The sequence below is a fragment of the Paenibacillus sp. PvR133 genome (assembly GCF_017833155.1).
GTDB classification, from domain to species: domain Bacteria; phylum Bacillota; class Bacilli; order Paenibacillales; family Paenibacillaceae; genus Paenibacillus; species Paenibacillus polymyxa_B.
This window is the reverse complement of sequence record NZ_JAFIBS010000001.1, coordinates 5628685-5645765: the sequence shown is the minus strand read 5'-3', so window position 1 is coordinate 5645765 and position 17081 is coordinate 5628685. Positions and strand designations below refer to the sequence as shown.

The window sequence follows — 17081 nt, the reverse complement described above, 5'->3', positions numbered from 1 at the left end:
AACACAACTTATGTAGGCATATCCGTTTTTATTTGGGAGGAACGCAGGTGAACGCCTTGTTGGAAATGCTGATGCAGCTATTTGAGCGCGCAGCGTTGTTACTGATTTGTTTATTTTTTATTACACGTATCCCGCGCTTTAAGGAAACCTTGCAAAAGAACAGCCATTCTCCGGCAGAGCTGGCCATATTAACATTGATCTTTTGTATGTTTGCGCTGTTCGGCACCTACACCGGGATTGAAGTCGAAGGTTCGCTTGTTAACGTTCGAATCATTGCAATTATGGCAGGCGGTATTTTGTTCGGACCATGGGTTGGGATCGTTACAGGTATTGTATCAGGTATCCATCGTTATCTAATTGATATCGGGGGAGTGACCTCGATTCCGTGTCTGATTACGAGTATTTTGGCAGGTGTGGTGTCAGGATACATCGGCCGCCGGGTCAACCGTTCCAAGAGATGGCTAGTCGGTATCGCCGCAGGTATGGTCTGCGAAGCATTAACGATGCTGCTCATTCTGGTAATGGCACAACCCCATAACCTTGGAGTGGACATCGTTTCTAAAATTGGTCTACCGATGATTATCGGAGAAGTCAGTATCGGTTTAATCGTTCTGTTGATCCAGAGTGTGGAGGGGGAAAAGGAGAATATCGCGGCCAGACAGGCCAAGCTGGCGCTAGATATTGCCAATAAGACGTTGCCTTATTTTCGCTCCATTAATGCGGAATCCTTGCATACCATTTGTTCGATCATAAAAGAAGATATCAAGGCAGACGCGGTGGCGATTACGGATACCAGAGATGTGCTGGCCTATGTCGGTTTTGGCGAAGAGCGTTATCACATCGGAGATGAGATCATTAGCGATGTGACTAAAACGACGATCCGCAGCGGTAAAATCACGATCCGCAACCATATTGCAGACGATAAAACACCCCAAATCCAGTCTCTGCTCATTATCCCGTTAGAGGAACGCGGAGAAGTAACCGGCACGTTGAAGATTTATTATCGCAAAGCTTATAAAATCACGTATCCGTTGCAGACGATGGCAATTGGCTTGTCTCAAATCATTTCCACGTTAATGGAAGTGTCGCGTGTGGAGCAAATTAAGGAAGCGGCGAATAAAGCCGAGCTAAAGGCGCTCCAAACGAAAATTAATCCTCATTTTCTGTTTAACGCGCTGAATGCCATTGCCTCTACGACACGCACCAAGCCGGATAAGGCACGAGAGCTGATCATTAATTTATCGGGCTATCTGCGCTATAATTTGGAGCTGAATGATGATTTGATCGAAATTCATAAGGAGCTTCAGCAGGTGTCTGATTACGTGGAAATTGAAAAAGCACGCTTCGGCAACCGACTTCAGGTAGAGTATGTAATGGATGAGGTGTCTGTGCGTATTCCAAGTCTTATTATCCAGCCCCTGGTTGAGAATGCGATTAATCACGGAATTCTCAAGAAAAAGGGGACAGGTACAGTAACTATTTCTGTAAAGGATCGTGGAGAAATGGTGCGTATTTCTGTAGCAGATACCGGGGTAGGTATACGGGATGATGTTGTGGATAACCTGTATCATGATCGGGTTCCGGCTAAACAGATCGGCTTGTACAATGTGCACAGACGACTCAAGCTTATGTACGGCGAAGGAGTTATTATTCTGAAGCATGAACCGGGCACCGAAGTCTATTTTGACATACCAAAGGAGAAGTCATGAAGGCCATAATTGTAGAAGACGAGCTTCCGGCGCGTGAAGAGCTGGAGTATCTTATTCAGACTCATAGCAACATTGAGGTGACCGATAGTTTCGAGGATGGGCTAGATGTTTTTCGGTTTCTGCAAGATCAGGAGACGGACGCGATCTTTCTGGACATTAACATTCCTTCATTGGACGGGATGCTGCTGGCACAGAACATTAGCAAATTTGCCAAAAAGCCCTATATTATTTTTACGACCGCCTATAAAGAACATGCGGCGCAGGCTTTTGAACTGGAGGCGTTCGACTACATCCTCAAACCATATGATGAAAAACGGATCGCATCTATGCTACGCAAGCTGGAAAATGCTTATGAGCAGCAGAACGTTCCAATACAGGAGCCTGTCCAGACTGCACAATCCCGAGCTGCTGAAGCCAGTACTGTTGCTGCGCCAGGTCGTATTAATTTGTTGAAAAATGACAAAATCATTGTGACGGATGCGAACGATATTTACTATGCGTGTGCGCAGGAAAAGGTGACCCGTGTCTTTACAAGGCACGAAGAATATACGATGCCGATGAGCATTTCGGAATTTCATGCCCGGCTGCCGCAGCAGGACTTTTTCCGCTGTCACCGTTCATACACGGTGAATCTATCGCAGATCCGTGAAATTGTACCTTGGTTCAACCATACGTATCTCCTGCGTTTGCGTGGACTAGAAGCAGAGATTCCGGTGAGCCGTAGTAAAGCCAAGGAATTTCGGCAAATTATGCGACTTTAAAGGCATTTCATTCCGCTATATGTGCATTTCATTCCTCAAACGATTTCTGGCTAACATGCAGGGTTATAATAATCGATGTAGAGAGAATCCTTACAGACTTGCTCCTCCACAGGCGCAAAGCGTACTGGATTCCCGGTTATTATGATAACAAACTGACGCTGTAGAGCCGGAATGAAAAGAGGAGATTTATATGAAAACAAACAGCGGAAATCGTTGGCTTGTCGTGCTTGGAACGATAATTGTCCAGATGGGATTAGGAACCATTTACACATGGAGTTTATTTAATCAACCGTTGGTGGACCGCTTTGGCTGGAACCTCAGTTCGGTTGCCATTACATTTTCAATTACCAGTTTTGCACTGGCGTTTGCTACATTATTCGCAGGCAAACTACAGGATAAATGGGGACTACGTCGTTTGATTTTGTGTGCAGGTGTCGTGTTAGGAGCAGGGCTTATGCTCAGTTCGCAGGTAACATCGCTGTCCCTGCTTTACATTTTGGCGGGTATTGTCGTAGGTTTTGCGGATGGAACGGCATATATTACATCATTGTCGAATCTGATTAAGTGGTTTCCTGAGAAAAAAGGACTTATTTCCGGTATTTCGGTTGGGGCATATGGAACAGGCAGTCTTATATTCAAGTATATTAATGGTTCGTTGATTCAGTCCGTTGGCGTATCACAAGCGTTTTTATATTGGGGAATGATCGTGCTGATCATGATTGTGGGTGGTTCTTTCCTGGTAAGAGAAGCTGTAGTCGTGAACAAGCCTTCGGTACAAAATGGGGTTGTACAACGGGACTACACCGTTAAAGAAATGCTGCGCACCAAGCAGGCATACCTGCTGTTCGTAATGTTCTTTACCGCTTGTATGAGTGGTCTCTACCTGATTGGAGTAGTCAAGGATATCGGCGTACGGATGGCCGGTCTAGATGTAGCAACAGCCGCTAATGCGGTCGCTATGGTCGCTATTTTCAACACGGCGGGTCGGATCATTTTAGGTGCGCTATCGGATAAAGTAGGTCGTCTGAAAGTAGTAGCGGGTGCTCTATTAACAACGGCGGTCGCAGTTACAGTGCTGAGTCTGGTACCGCTGAATTATGGTTTGTTCTTTGCCTGTGTAGCAGGAATTGCTTTTTGCTTCGGTGGCAACATTACAGTCTTTCCTGCCATCGTAGCTGATTTCTTCGGTCTGAAAAATCAAAGCAAAAACTATGGTATTGTGTATCAAGGCTTTGGCCTCGGTGCGCTGGCGGGGTCATTTATCGCAGCCTTGCTCGGTGGATTCATCCCTACCTTTACTACGATTGCTGTGCTGTGTGTCGTATCATTCCTGATTGCCCTCACCATTCGCACTCCAGAACAAGGTAAAGGCAAACTGCGCAGTGAACGGAAGAAAAATACGAACAGTGTGCGCAGCATGAAGCCTGGAACGAAACTGGGTTAAACGATTTGAGAAAAAAGAACCAGATGAATGCCAAAAGACCTGTCATCATTTCTCTAAGGGAGATTATGGCAGGTTATTTGTTTTTCCAATAATCTATTTTACGGTATAATAAAAAGATGTGTAATAAGCCGATATATACAAAAGACATAAGCTAAGAACCTGACAGGAGGACGAGTCATGATCGTGGATACAAGCGGGAATCTGCTTGCCCGCAATACGAAGCTGCGAAATACATATCAAATTCGAAGCGCCTTGTCCCGCAGTGAGCTGGCCATCGTGTATACGGCAAGGCTGTTGGATAACCGAGAAAAGGTCATTGTGAAGGAATTTTTTCCGAATGCACTGGCTTTGCGGGGGATGGATCGAAAAACGGTCACTTGCGGTGCTTCTATGCAATCCAAATACGTGGAGTTTATGCATTATTTTTTGCGTGAAGGGCAAATGTTGAAGGAGTTAAGTCATCCGGGAATTGTCGGTTATATAGATCACTTTGAGGAAAATGGAACTGCCTATCTGGTCATGGAATACTGTGCAGGCAAGACACTGGATCGAATGATGAAAGAAGAGGCTGTGCCAACGTATGATCCCACTTTTTTGTACCATACGCTGCTACCTTTAATTGATGCCATGGAGTACATTCATGACAAAGGAATTATTCATCGGGATATTAAGCCGGGTAACATTATGATTGGGGAAAATGGCAAGATCAAGCTGATTGATTTTGGTTCGGCTGTGCATTTTGAAGGTAAAGAGCATCCGATCTTCACCACGGCGGGCTATTCTCCGCTGGAATTTTACTCTAATCGTTCGCAGCAGGGGCCTGTATCGGATATCTATAGTTTGGCCGCCACGCTGTATTATTGCCGAAAAGGAACACCTCCGCCAGATGTGCCAGGCCGATTGTTTGCAGATCATTCCGAGCGGATTCAGATTGAAAATGCGGGACTTTCTCTGCTGCCGTATGTCATTCGGCGTGGTCTGGAGGTACAGGCTAACAAGCGTTGCCGCTCACTTCGATGGTTTAAAGCCGCACTACGTGCGGAATATTGGATAAAAAAAGGGAAGCGCCCTACTCTTACGGTTCGTTAATCGTAAGAGACGGTGCTTCTCTTTTTTTACGTTGTGACGGACATTATCCTGTCGGAGCTTGGATATGGTCGGTGTACACTGAAGTATTCGGTTTAATCGCTTTGTATCGCAGCTCGATTTCAGTCACACCATCCTCGAATGTAATGTACAGTTTGTCGCTGTACTCCATGACCGCTTTTTTGTTGCGGGCTAATCTGATCTTTCCATGCTGTAAGGCACAGCGTGTATCATGTTTCACGATTAGGCTCCCTTTTTTGCCTGCGGAAAATAGAATCCGTTCCGCTTCTGGCAACGGTTCGTGAACGTCAAGCGTACGGAACAACTCCTGTAAGCTGACCTTACGACCCGGAAAGGAGGTGAGCGGCCAAGATTTTACCGGAATCTCCTGTCCGCTTGCTGTTGCGAGAAAATATCCTTCGATTCTTCCGGCAAACTGCGGCTTCGGCCGCAAGAACCAATACAGAAGAGCGGCTACCACGATACTGATGGCTACCGTCCACTTAATGGCTGTATACCGGGATTGTACGGAAACGGTTAGTGTAGCGCTGCTGGATGCGCCTTCCGGATCGGTAGCGGTAATCTTTAGCTGAGTGTCACCTGTGTGGAGCTCGGATAGCAGCAGATCATTACCGTTAATCTCAGCATGGACCGCATCCCCAGAGGCTTCTGAATCCAGCTTATAGTTCAGCTTGTCATGATTCGGGTCAATGATAAAATCCGATAAACTTCGACGGGAATCGCCGTCTTCTTTTACCAGGCGAATCGTCAGGTCTTTCAAGACTTGTGGCGCTGCATTGGCCGCGTGAACTTTATGTACAGTTCCCTTACGGTACCATTGCGGACTATCCAGGGATAGCTGCCATGTATAATCCCCGGTTTGAGGGAACGCATATTCGGTATGGAAGGCTCCTGACTTATAGGTCATAGGCACCTTTTTGGCTGTGCCCCCCTTTGGAGTAACTATAATATGGGCTTGGAGAGACGTATATACGGCTTCATCCGTAAGCTTTTGACTGTTGGGTAACAGGAGCTGAGCTTGAAACGGTGTGGCTTGACCTTTCAGCAACTGCACAGGCTTGTCGCCATGAGTTGCCGTTGCTTGCTTTCCTCCCATGGTAGCTTCGGCTTCCAGTCGATAGCTGCCAAGTAAATTGATTTTTACCAAATCCCCGCGTATGCCCCGTAGTTTCAACTTCACTTTACCTGCCTGTGGATGCTCGATTTTTAAAATCGCATATCGGCTCGACTTGTACCTGCGGACATTTTCTGAATTGGAATATAGCTGTGTTTCCAGAAGGGGATGCTCCGACAAAAGCACCAGATTGGCTTCCTCCATACTAGAATCAGGTAGAGTTACAGTTAATTCTTGCATCTCGCCAGTGGTCGTAATTGCAGCAATTGGAACGAGCTTGGAGCGAATTTGACTGGCGAAAATACGGTTCAGAATTTCCGGCAGATCCTCGGCACTACTCGTAATAAAAGAAGCTCCACCCGTTTGAGAAGCGATCCGTTCGAGTTCTTGTCGGTTCACTGTGCCATCATGGTTCAGACCAATCGTGTACACCGGATATCCCTTGGTCTGTGCAGATTTGATGACAGAGGACACATCGTTATTGGAGTCACCTTTAGATCGGGAACCAGAGGAGGCACCAAAATCAGTCTCTCCATCTGACAATAGAATCATAAAAGGCTGACGCCCTTGGGATGCTCCTGCCGCTAGCAGCTCCGAGCCTTTGCGCAACCCAAGTCCCAAATCCGTATAACCAGAACGGTTTAGCGTTCTGATATCCTGCTGGATTTGGGATTTTTGCGCTGCCACGGCAATCGAAGTCAGTGGTTTCGAGGCGACCACGTTGTGATTGTAGGCAACGAATCCTACGCGTGTGCGGTCTGCATCACTCAAATCCATAAACATATTGATGACTTCGGCGGCAATGCCCTCAGGATCAGTATCCCTCATGGAATAACTGGTATCCAATACAAAAACGGCATCATAACCCTCGATCGGGACAGCACCCAAAGATGCTGCATTAGCCTGATTTACAGTGCAAATGCCCCCATTTAAGCCCATTTGTAAAAATAGTACAAAAGTCATGAAAACAATAATCCCTAGTTTCCTTATTCTGAACATAAGCTCCTCCATCGTCGAGACCAACATGGGGGATCAACTCTCCTAATCCTTGGGATATAAGGGATAAAGGATCAAAACAGCTGATAAACCTCACATTAGCCATGAATTTGATTCTTTTACGCTTATCAGAAATATCCAATGGACTTCTATCGGTAATTGGGTTCCATTTGTGAATATTTCCCTGAAGAAACAGGTCTAACATATCATGAAAATTACGTATTCACGCATAAAATGAGTCAAAATGCCCTGTTTCAATCTGAGACTACAGAAATTGACAAAACTGAAGGGTACTTTGTATGATAGCTCTCGTATCAACGGCAAAAATTGGGATTGAAGTTAGGAATACGAAATCATAAATTTAAAATTTCTGTGTTATCTGACTTTTGAATTTGAAAAACATCTCATTTGTATGCTTTGCCGTTAAAAGCCGAATAACGCTTCGGACCGATTTTCGAGGTTACATGCCTGTACCGTAAATGTGGTATAAGCTCAATCCTTTGACGAATTTAAATGTTAAGTAGGGGGGAGGAGGCAAAAGAACTAAAAATGAGTATTCGTCCGTTTCAAATTGGACATCCCGTGTTCGTATATGGAGCAATGGACCTATAACTCATACTTTATTCATTTGCCGACAGCGATGGAAATCATTTATCAAACCAACCGTACAATGCTTTTTGAAGAGATTAACCCGGAAAAGCTGGACCTGATCACCATTGTAGGTGATGTGAAGGGTATTGACAGCTTGAGCGATGAAAAGATCAAGGAAATTAATCAGCACCTTCTGGTGCGCAGCTTTGACGAATTTTTGGATAAGTTTTCACCAACCGTGTATTCGTTTTTTAACGCGGCCAATCAAAAAGTCGTCTACACCCTTAAAAAGCCAGAGGGAATTGATGAGGATAGCATTTCTGAAATTCGTGTAAATCAAAGTAATGACTTTCTGAAAATGTTGTTTACGCTCATCGATACCAAGCGCAGTCAAGGAATTACAAATGTAGATTTCAAATTTGAAAATCTGCTGGATATGATTTCACCGAAAAAGGTCATGGATGATATTCGTCAAGTCCGCAAAGAGATTCACTATATGTATGGTGAATACGACAAGCTGGATGATGGCGATCCAAAGAAACTCGACATGGGTGACAAGCTGAATGGAATGTTCGAGGAAGCGAGTCAGAACTATAACAACGTTATGGCTATGCTCCCACTGGCAATTGAGGACATCAAAACCCGCCTTCTGCTCGGTGGCGCCCAAGAGGAAAACTCCGGCGAGCTGATTCAGGTGGGTATGCTCTCCATTGGGGAAAGCGGCGAACTGAAAATTATTGAAGCGCCGAAGAGCGACAGTACTGAGCTGATGTTATTGGATGAGAACAGCACTGGCGATCTCTCCCAAGTATTCGAAGAGGATTATAACTCCATCACAGATACGCCTTCTGACTATGTGAAGGATTTGGTGGTTCGCACGTTTGTGCCACTGCCGGCAGTTCAGACCAAGGTGGATACAGCGGTTGAAGTTCAAAACTACAACACGTATCTGGAGTTCTATAAAAATGCCAAGGACGATTTCGTAAAGGCGGTTAAGCCGCTTGTGGAGAAAATTCTCGGTGTCAAAATGTTCTTCGATCAATATGCAACGAAGAGCAAAGGCATGCTGCCGACAATGCTGGTGGCGAACAACAAGCTGGACATGCTGGTGAAAAGCAGCAATATCCCGCGCCTGGAAACGTACCTGAATACTGTGAATGCTAAGAATGAATTCAGCGACACGATCTGGTTCGGTATCGTTCCATCCGTCGAGCTTGAAGCAGCCGGTAAGGTAAAGGTTTCACGTGAACGCTTCAAGGGCAACGAGAAGGTCGTTAAGCAGGGCGGAAATTCTATGGAATCGCTCTCGATGCTGCTGCAAGTCGTGAAGGATTACAAAATTCAAATGTTCTTTAATTTTGAATCCGGTGAAGAAACGACTTTCAACAGTATGGCGACAGCAGGTATCGACAAATATGTCGATAAATGTGCCAGTCTCGTTCGCAGAGAATATAGCGAATTTGCCATTCCTTGTGTACCAAACTTTACGATTATTCCGAAGGACAAATCGGGTGTCATTATCGACAGCAAAATGCTACAGACCGAAGACGGTGTACAGCTCTCTAAGGAGAAAGAGGATATTCTCAAGCTGTGGATCGAGGGCGTTTATGTGGGTGCAGCCTATGTTGCCGCCGGCTTGGTCGCTTCCTATCAGTGTCCTGAATACCTGCGTGAGACGTTCAAAACGGTCAATAAGAACTTCCCTGGCGTACGCTTCGACATTGAAGCGGGAGACAACAGTCTGCGCACGGTGACGACGATGGCCAAGGAAATCACCGGTTTCACCAACACGATCAAGGATGCCATCAACCGTAAAAACTTCGGCTTTGTATTCTCGTCGGAGAATGCCCAGATTCAGGATAAGGATATCCGCCGGATTACCGTCTACAAGGCGAGAAGCATGGCGATGTCCGAGGACGGCTTTGACTCCATCTACAAGACGCTGGTCAGCACGTACATTGAACGTATTTTGCGCTACCAGACAGGGGACTTCAAACACGAAAATATCGTCCGCTTCTTCAGTAACAATCCGAGCAGTCAGAAGAGCAAGTGGCTGAGCAGCAGAGGATCTGTTAACTCGATCATTCAGGACGGAGACGATATGAGCTTCATTATTGATGAGAAAAGCAATATGTGCCATATCGATCTGGTCTTCAACGGTAATGTGAAGAACCTGGAAGTCATGATCACTAAGGGAACCAGCTCGGTCAAATCATGATCCGAGCACTACGAAAGATGTTAGAGGCGTTTCTATCCAGAACCGCCTTTATACATAAATCGCGGAGAAGCTCTGCATCTCCCGCCATCATATTACCTAATTTCAAGGAGGCAACACACATGGGATTCAGATTGAAAGTAGAAGGACAAGAAACAATCGAGCTGGGCTTGGATAACATCCAAACGGTTATTTATGACACCGATACACCGGACGATTCCAATGCACGCTCCACTGACGTAGGCTCCACGCTGCGCATCAGCGGCAAAATCATCACAGCAGTAGACGGTGACAGCGCGGATGACACGCTGAAACTGGCTTTGTGGTCTCTGGTTCCTGCTGAAAAAGCAGACAGCTACCGTAAAGTAACACTGGAAGTTATCGCAGCTGATCAAGTTGTGCGTAAAATCCACTTCCCGAATGCTTTCGTTGTAGACTACAACGAGCACTTCGGCGACACAGAAGGTGTAGGTGCATTTACACTCTACATCAAACAAAAGAAAGACAAAACCGAGCTGGCTACAATCGACGGCGGATATCCGGTTTAAGCTTAACGTCTTCACGTTAAGTGCAGCTTAAACACACACTCACCCGGCACACAAGTGCAGGGTGGATAAATATTAAGAGGCCTACGGGTCTCTTAATATTTATTTTTTTCGGAGAGGGGAACATCACACAATGACCAACTACTATGAGCTGCTCGGTGTCAGCCGGGATGCTTCGGAGGCAGAGATTAAGCAGGCTTACCGTAAACTGGCCAAAAAGTATCATCCTGATACCAACCAGGGAAGCGAGGAAGCTACGCGCAAGTTCAAGCTAATTCACGAGGCTTACAATACCTTGCGTGACGAAGCATTGCGGCAGGCATACGATGCCGAGCTCATCCGAAAAACTGAGGGAGCTGGCGGGGAACAGCGAGAGAGAGGCAGAGGGGCTGCATCCTCCGGCGGTGCACGTACGGCAGCCAAAGGATTCAATCCGGCTGATATAGGAACTGATTTTGAGCAATTTTTTGGTTTTCATCCGAAAACGAAGGAGGGCTCACCAGGGAAAAAAACGAAAAAACCCGGTGATCCGACGGATACCTCAGCGATGTTTAACCAATTTTTCGGTATTCGTAAAAAGTGATGATTTTAGGATAGAAATGGGGGAAGCAAGCAGTGAAAACGGCGCAGAACAGATGGGTTTTCATCATAGATGTTGCCATGTTCGGGCTGATGCTGGCGATCGCCTTTTATGTGTTTAATCGTACAGGCTACAGCGGTTTGAAAACCGTGGTCGCGATAGGTATTGGAATCGGCGTGCTTGTATACATATTGCGCAATCTGGTGTCCGTTGTACCCGTGGCCAAGCCAAAGACACAACGTCATCGGATTGCCAAGCTGGTGTTGATTGATGAAGAGGGCGAGTCCATTAAAGAATGGTATATCGAAGGCGAAACGTCGCTCTTAATCGGTAAAACAACGTCACGTTCAGAGGCGGATATTGATTTGGTAGGTACAGACTATGCCTCCCTGGTAAGTGTGGAGCACGCGGTGCTCAACCGGGTGAACAGCGACTGGTTTGTGGAGGATGTGGATTCCGGTAATGGTACAGGCTTGCGGTCTGCCAACGAAAGTGTAACCAAGAAGTTGGAAAGCGGTGAGCCATACCGGATTTACTCAGGTGACTTATTATATATTGCCAATACGAGACTGCTCGTTAAATAGATGAGGATGCTGCAAAATCCTTAGATCGCTGAAAAGACAATCATGACAATGGGGGAAGGAACCGACTATGAGTTTGACAAGATGCCCGAACGGACACATGTTCAGTACACGAAAGCACGGAAATACGTGTCCATATTGCAACACGGTAGTAAATGTAGCTGCACCCAAGAGCGCAGAGCCAGTGGCGAAAACAAACGTCGCGGGAGATAACGACAAAACAATGCCGTATTTGGGTGAGACAGTGGGCATTCATCCAGTAACTGGATGGCTGGTATGCATCGAAGGAGCACAGGTGGGTCAGGACTATCGCATTATGGCGGAGAAAAACTTTATCGGGCGCGCAGAGGAAATGCATGTCCGCATTATCGGGGACAACACGATTTCCCGTAGAAATCATGCGGTCATTGTGTATGATCCGAAGAAACGTAACTTTTACTTGCTGCCAGGCGATTCATCAGGTTTGGCGTACCACAATAACGAAGCGGTATATTCACCAGCAGAGCTGGCTGCCTATGACGTGATTCAGCTGGGACACAGCAAATTTATCTTTATCCCGCTGTGTGGCGCCCATTTTGAGTGGGATAACGAAAACTAGGACGGAATTGGGCAATGGTGCAGGGAGGTAACGATATGCAGCCTTATTTTGTTGTAAGTGGAGCTGCGGTACTATTCGCTGTTCTGCTCATGATCCGTATACGACTGACGCGAATTTCCGGCAGCCGTACCGTGAGTGGAATTGAGATCGGAAATGGTCAAACGATCGGGAGCCGGAGCGAGCAGGATGATTATTTCTCCAGTATGACGACACCTGTCGGTACGCTGGCTGTTGTCGCAGACGGTATTAGTGGACTGGCCAATGGACGTATGTCCAGTACCTTGGCTGTGACGACTTTTACGAAGGCGTTTGCCAAGCTGGAAGATGCAACAAATTTGAACGGATATTTTGCAGAGGCGGCAACTCAAAGCAATCGCGGTATTTTGCAAAATTTGAATGGACAGGGCGGAGGAACGACGCTGGCTGCGGTCATTGTGTGCGGCTATCAGCTGTATTACGGAGCGGTGGGCGACAGCCTGATTACGATTTACCGCAATGGTCATTTCCAAACAGTCAATTCCAAGCATACAGCGGAAACACTGCTGGAGGAACGAGTGCTTGCTGGACAAATGACCTCGGAGGAAGCCAAAACGAGTCCAGTGCGTAATCAACTGGTCAACTACTTGGGCTATGAGGGCTTTGAGAGCATGGAGCTGGGTAGGGCACCGATTCGTCTGTATTCGGGCGATCATGTGCTGCTGTGCAGCGATGGCATTCAGGAGGCGCTGACGGAGATTGAACTGGAAGAGATTATGCGCAAGGGTGGAACACCACAGGAAACAGCGGATGCCATGATCGACGCCATTAATGATAAAGGCTTTAAAAGTCAGGATAATGCTACAGTACTTATTTTGGCGATAGGATGAAACAAGAAAGACGGGGGTAGCGATGCGCAAGGACAACAGCGATTTTAGTACCGCCTTTGTGTCGGAAGCGGGCTCTTACATAGACAACCGGGACTATTTTGCATTCATGGAGACGGACGACATGGCCTGTTATGTCCTCGCAGACGGTCTGGATTCGGATCAGGAGCTGCGCAGCGCAGAAATGGTTGTCAAAACGGTGCTGGAAAACTTCATGGAGAAGCCTTCCATGTCCAAACGGCGCTTGATGAGAGATCTGCGTGAAGCGCAGGAATGGCTGCAATTTGAAAGCCGTCGTGTTCGGCTCAAAGCCAGTCTGCTGATGGTAGTGACCAACTACAACAAAATGGTGTATGTTTCGTGCGGTAATGTGCGACTATATCATTTTCGCAATGGAAGGCTTAATTTTCGCAGTAAGGATCATAGCCTGGCTCAGTCATTGGCAGATGATGGACGCATTCCAGACGAAGCGACCAGCACACATGAGGAACGAGGCAATCTGCTGGAATACTTGGGAAATCCCAATGGAGTTCATGCCCATTACGCCAAAAAGACGCAGCTTGCAGATGGAGATGTAATGCTGCTCGCCACATCAGGGATGTGGGAGGACGTCGAGCTGGCAGAAATGCTGGGGGCGCTGGAGGAAGCGAAGGACCCGGTCATGCTGACGGACACCCTGGAAGAGGTTCTGCTAAGCAAACAGCACCGGACGGTGAATAATTACACAGCTGCGGCCATTTATGTAAATAAAGTTTTTCAGGAAAAGCCTAAAAACCGCCGTAAGCTGATTAAACGGATTTTGATTGCGTTGCTTGTCTTTATTGTTGTGGGCGGGGGAGCATGGATTACGCTGGCTCGTATGGCTGCGAATAAGGCAGCTGCGCTGGAAACGATGATCGAATCAGCCCAAGCCGCAGACGATTATGCAAGGACAGGGGATTATGCGAAGGCGCTTAAGTCTTACAGCGAAGCGAAAAACGCGGCGGTTAAAATTAACGATAAGATTCACAAGCGATTGTATACTGCAGAGCAGAAACTGTCTCAATTAATGGTTGATGGTGACGGCTATGTGGAAAAGGCGGACTTCACCAAAGCAGAAGCCAGCTACGCTAAAGCACGGAAAAGCGCCGGGCTATATCCACCGTTTAATGTGAAGGATATTGAGCATAAAATCGATCAATTGGACAGCTATGCCGAGACGGCGAGCTGGATGAAGGACGGAGATTTAAAATTTCAGGGCGGAGATTACACGAATGCGCTTAAGCTGTACAAAAAAGCGAACAAGGCTGCGATGGAATCCGGTTATACGTCCGCGCAAAAAGAACTGGAGAAGAAAATTACCGAGACCAACGATAAATTGACAGCTATTCAGCAGCAGCTCAAGGAGATTCAAGCTGGCAAACTTCAGGCCAAAGGGGATCGGATGATGAAGGATCTCGATTATGAAGGAGCCGTTGATGCCTATAGCGGGGCACAGGAAATTTATCAGGAGATTGATAAGCTCGAAAGTGTTCTGGCATTGGAGCGGAGCATAGCCAAGGCGGAGGAAAAGCAGAGCGCGGAGCAGCAGAAAAACGGTCAGCTTCCTGCTGCATTGGGATTGTCTAACGGAGCGTTGAACGACACGGACGCAGGGGACGCAGCGAGTGAAGCTTCATCTTCCGCTGCTGCAATCCCTGCTGCAGAATCGCAAACGAAGGCTGCGCCAACGGCTTCAGCGGGAACTACACCTGCGAAGAAGGAAGCCTCTTCGGCTGCAAAGAGCATGGGTACAGGCGATGGAACTGCCCCTTCGGCCAAGGTGGATACCAACAAAGAGCAAGGAACTGCTGATTCTGCTTCTAAAGCAGCAGGGGCGTCTGATTCAGAGAACCAAGATCGGGCTGCTGCGAACGGAAGTTAAGTTTTTCATGTTCAATGAAGCTGGAGCCGGAAAGGAGTGAGACGTCGTGAAAGAGCTGGTACAAGACCGTTTGAGCAAGATGGACGATTTAGAGCAGAGACGTTTACTGAAAAATATGATGGCGGGGGTATTTATGAACCTCGTCGAATATCAGGAAGAAATGACCCGCCAGCTAGAACGGCGGGTATTTGAGGAAATTGAGAATACGGAAGAAAAGATTGATGTGTACGTGTCATTGACATCGCGTGAGGACTATGACCCGATTCATGAATTTTTATATCCTGTGTTACCGTCTGATACGGAAGAAAAGCAGATGGACATCAGCCGTGTGGCAGAGGTGGTACGCGAAGGCGGTGCGATGCCGCTGTTTACGCTTTTTCTTGAGATGGAGACCGAACGAATCTCAGCGCTGGTGCGCAGCAAGCGAATTTTCTCAGGAATGTTGGTCACGGAAACCGGCAATTATCCGATTCGTTTTCGTCTGGAGCATAACCGTTCTTATATTTTGGAGATTGAGCAGTTATATCATACCTTTATGCAAAATGGCATGCCGTGGAAAACAATTAATCACCCATACGCTTATAAGTTTGTGGACTGTGTATTGATTGGTGGAGACGGCGAGCCGGCTGCCCATGAAGAAATTCATGAAATTACAATTTCATTGGAGGAATTCGATGTTTTTAAGAAGGGCGACGTTTTTCCTCTTTGGAACATTGAAAGGCTATCTCTAAAGAACAGCGGTTTTCCTATACCCGCTATGGATCGTGTGAATTATGAGCATGTGCTGCCTTTGCGAAAAACAGGTCCTGAGCATGGTTATTTGATTGACGGGACTGAAGGTGATATCCGGTATATCAAGCGTACAGAAGAGGAACTGACGATTGTCACACCACGTGATAAGTCTGGCGAATGGAATGTGTTGAAGGTTACGAAGCCTGTTACAACGAGACTTAGTCGTCAGACTTATCCGTTATTGTCCAATCGGCGACAGGACAGCTTTTTGGGCCGCTATGCAGGAAAACAGGCCGTGATTGTCCGTGCCAAAGCGGAAATCATGCGCATCGTAAACTCGTTTGAAGCAGCGCAGGGGCTGGAGCTGGAACGTGTGGACATCTGGGGAGGTGCAGGGAGAAATGATGTAAGCAACCTGTTAACCAAAACCCAGACGTATCCATTAAATCCGTTTGTCAGCGATAACGTACGGACAGAGGAAGGCAAGCAGATCATGCGTTTGGGGTTCAGGCGTGGTTCTGACGATGTTTTGCCCACCGCGCCTGCTTATATTTTATCCGATTTAATGAGCTTTCTGGTATCGGAAGTGCAGATGTATTTTCCGGAGTACAAGTGTGAAGGAGAATGGGTGTGAATTACGTCTGGGATTTGCTCATGCGCGCGAGGGAACAGGGGCTGGATGTAGATAAATTCCGCTTCGTACCCGCTGTCAGCTACTCTCCGTATATGGAGCTTAGTCTGGCAGAGTTGAATACTTCCCATTTGGAGCAGGTAGTGGAAATAAATCCGTACTACCGCTTTTATTCTATTTTTCGGGATCTGTTTCCACCGGATGCTGAAGAGTATCTGGAGCTGAGAGAATCGCTATTTGATATTATGATGCATTTTCTGGCGGAAATGGACTTGTATCAAGGGATGAATCGGCGGGAGTACCATATCCGGTTTGTTCGGCGTGATATTGCAGAGGGCATTTTTGGCCCGAAGGTAAAGGAAGGCTTTGGACAATTAAACCGTGAGGATCAGGACGCGATTGCTGAAGGACTGCTGCGCCTGTATGAGACGGGAGAAGCCGTACATCTGCTAAAAGAAACGATGCGGCGCGTCTTTCATCGCTCAATCATTTACACCAATTGTGAGGAAAAAGACGAACTGCTCATCTATATCGGCCAAGAGGAGACACCGTTGTCACGGATTAAAGTGGATTTGATTCTGGATTTGTTTCTTCCGGCACGTTTTACGACGGAATTGTATTGGACAAGTCATTTCGGCATTTTAGAGGAAGATCCTACGATGAAAATAGACGCTATCGCCCTCTATTAAGGCTAAATGGCTAAGAAAGGAC

14 protein-coding genes are annotated in these 17081 nt (G+C 46.9%); 13 read left to right on the top strand and 1 reads right to left on the bottom strand.

Annotation, left to right across the window (positions count from 1 at the left end):
• Positions 1-47 precede the first annotated feature (47 nt).
• The 4 genes from JOE49_RS24670 to JOE49_RS24655 all read left to right on the top strand — a co-directional run bounded on the left by JOE49_RS24670 (position 48) and on the right by JOE49_RS24655 (position 5003).
• The gene (locus JOE49_RS24670) at positions 48-1709 is read left to right on the top strand and encodes a sensor histidine kinase (RefSeq protein ID WP_028542466.1); all 1662 of its coding nucleotides are present in this window, start codon (positions 48-50) and stop codon (positions 1707-1709) included.
• Entirely contained in the window at positions 1706-2470 is a 765-nt protein-coding gene (locus JOE49_RS24665; protein WP_023989864.1) for a LytR/AlgR family response regulator transcription factor, read from the top strand. The genes JOE49_RS24670 and JOE49_RS24665 overlap by 4 nt, the downstream gene beginning before the upstream one ends.
• 190 nt (positions 2471-2660) lie before the next feature.
• Positions 2661-3914: an L-lactate MFS transporter gene (locus JOE49_RS24660; RefSeq protein ID WP_023989863.1), complete on the top strand. Its 1254-nt coding sequence runs from the start codon at positions 2661-2663 to the stop codon at positions 3912-3914.
• 177 nt (positions 3915-4091) lie between these two features.
• Positions 4092-5003: a serine/threonine protein kinase gene (locus tag JOE49_RS24655; RefSeq protein ID WP_028542467.1), complete on the top strand. Its 912-nt coding sequence runs from the start codon at positions 4092-4094 to the stop codon at positions 5001-5003.
• Positions 5004-5046: 43 nt separating this feature from the next.
• Here the strand turns inward: JOE49_RS24655 and JOE49_RS24650 are convergent, their stop codons facing one another.
• Positions 5047-7134, bottom strand: coding sequence for a vWA domain-containing protein (locus tag JOE49_RS24650; protein ID WP_245248483.1), 2088 nt, complete (start codon positions 7132-7134; stop codon positions 5047-5049).
• Positions 7135-7771: 637 nt separating this feature from the next.
• On the opposite strand from JOE49_RS24650, the gene JOE49_RS24645 reads away from it, so the two are divergent.
• The 9 genes from JOE49_RS24645 to JOE49_RS24605 all read left to right on the top strand — a co-directional run bounded on the left by JOE49_RS24645 (position 7772) and on the right by JOE49_RS24605 (position 17059).
• On the top strand, positions 7772-9940 hold the full coding sequence (locus JOE49_RS24645) for a hypothetical protein (RefSeq protein WP_023989860.1): 2169 nt from the start codon (positions 7772-7774) through the stop codon (positions 9938-9940).
• A 119-nt stretch (positions 9941-10059) separates the two neighbouring features.
• Positions 10060-10485, top strand: a complete 426-nt coding sequence (locus JOE49_RS24640; protein WP_013311475.1) for a hypothetical protein — start codon at positions 10060-10062, stop codon at positions 10483-10485.
• A 130-nt stretch (positions 10486-10615) separates the two neighbouring features.
• A complete protein-coding gene (locus JOE49_RS24635; protein WP_025720823.1) occupies positions 10616-11065 on the top strand; it encodes a J domain-containing protein in 450 nt (149 codons plus the stop codon).
• Positions 11066-11097: 32 nt separating this feature from the next.
• Positions 11098-11646 carry an FHA domain-containing protein gene (locus JOE49_RS24630; protein ID WP_053325939.1) on the top strand — a complete coding sequence of 183 codons (549 nt, stop codon included), beginning with the start codon at positions 11098-11100 and terminating at the stop codon, positions 11644-11646.
• A gap of 67 nt (positions 11647-11713) precedes the next feature.
• Positions 11714-12241 (top strand): FHA domain-containing protein, encoded by a 528-nt coding sequence (locus tag JOE49_RS24625; RefSeq protein WP_069290165.1) that lies wholly within the window; start codon positions 11714-11716, stop codon positions 12239-12241.
• Between the two features lie 35 nt (positions 12242-12276).
• Positions 12277-13107, top strand: coding sequence for a PP2C family protein-serine/threonine phosphatase (locus JOE49_RS24620; RefSeq protein WP_209943319.1), 831 nt, complete (start codon positions 12277-12279; stop codon positions 13105-13107).
• A gap of 22 nt (positions 13108-13129) precedes the next feature.
• Positions 13130-15007, top strand: a complete 1878-nt coding sequence (locus JOE49_RS24615; protein WP_209943317.1) for a PP2C family protein-serine/threonine phosphatase — start codon at positions 13130-13132, stop codon at positions 15005-15007.
• 46 nt (positions 15008-15053) lie between these two features.
• On the top strand, positions 15054-16373 hold the full coding sequence (locus tag JOE49_RS24610; RefSeq protein ID WP_023989854.1) for a hypothetical protein: 1320 nt from the start codon (positions 15054-15056) through the stop codon (positions 16371-16373).
• A complete protein-coding gene (locus JOE49_RS24605; protein ID WP_028542472.1) occupies positions 16370-17059 on the top strand; it encodes a hypothetical protein in 690 nt (229 codons plus the stop codon). The genes JOE49_RS24610 and JOE49_RS24605 overlap by 4 nt, the downstream gene beginning before the upstream one ends.
• The last annotated feature ends 22 nt before the right edge of the window (positions 17060-17081 follow it).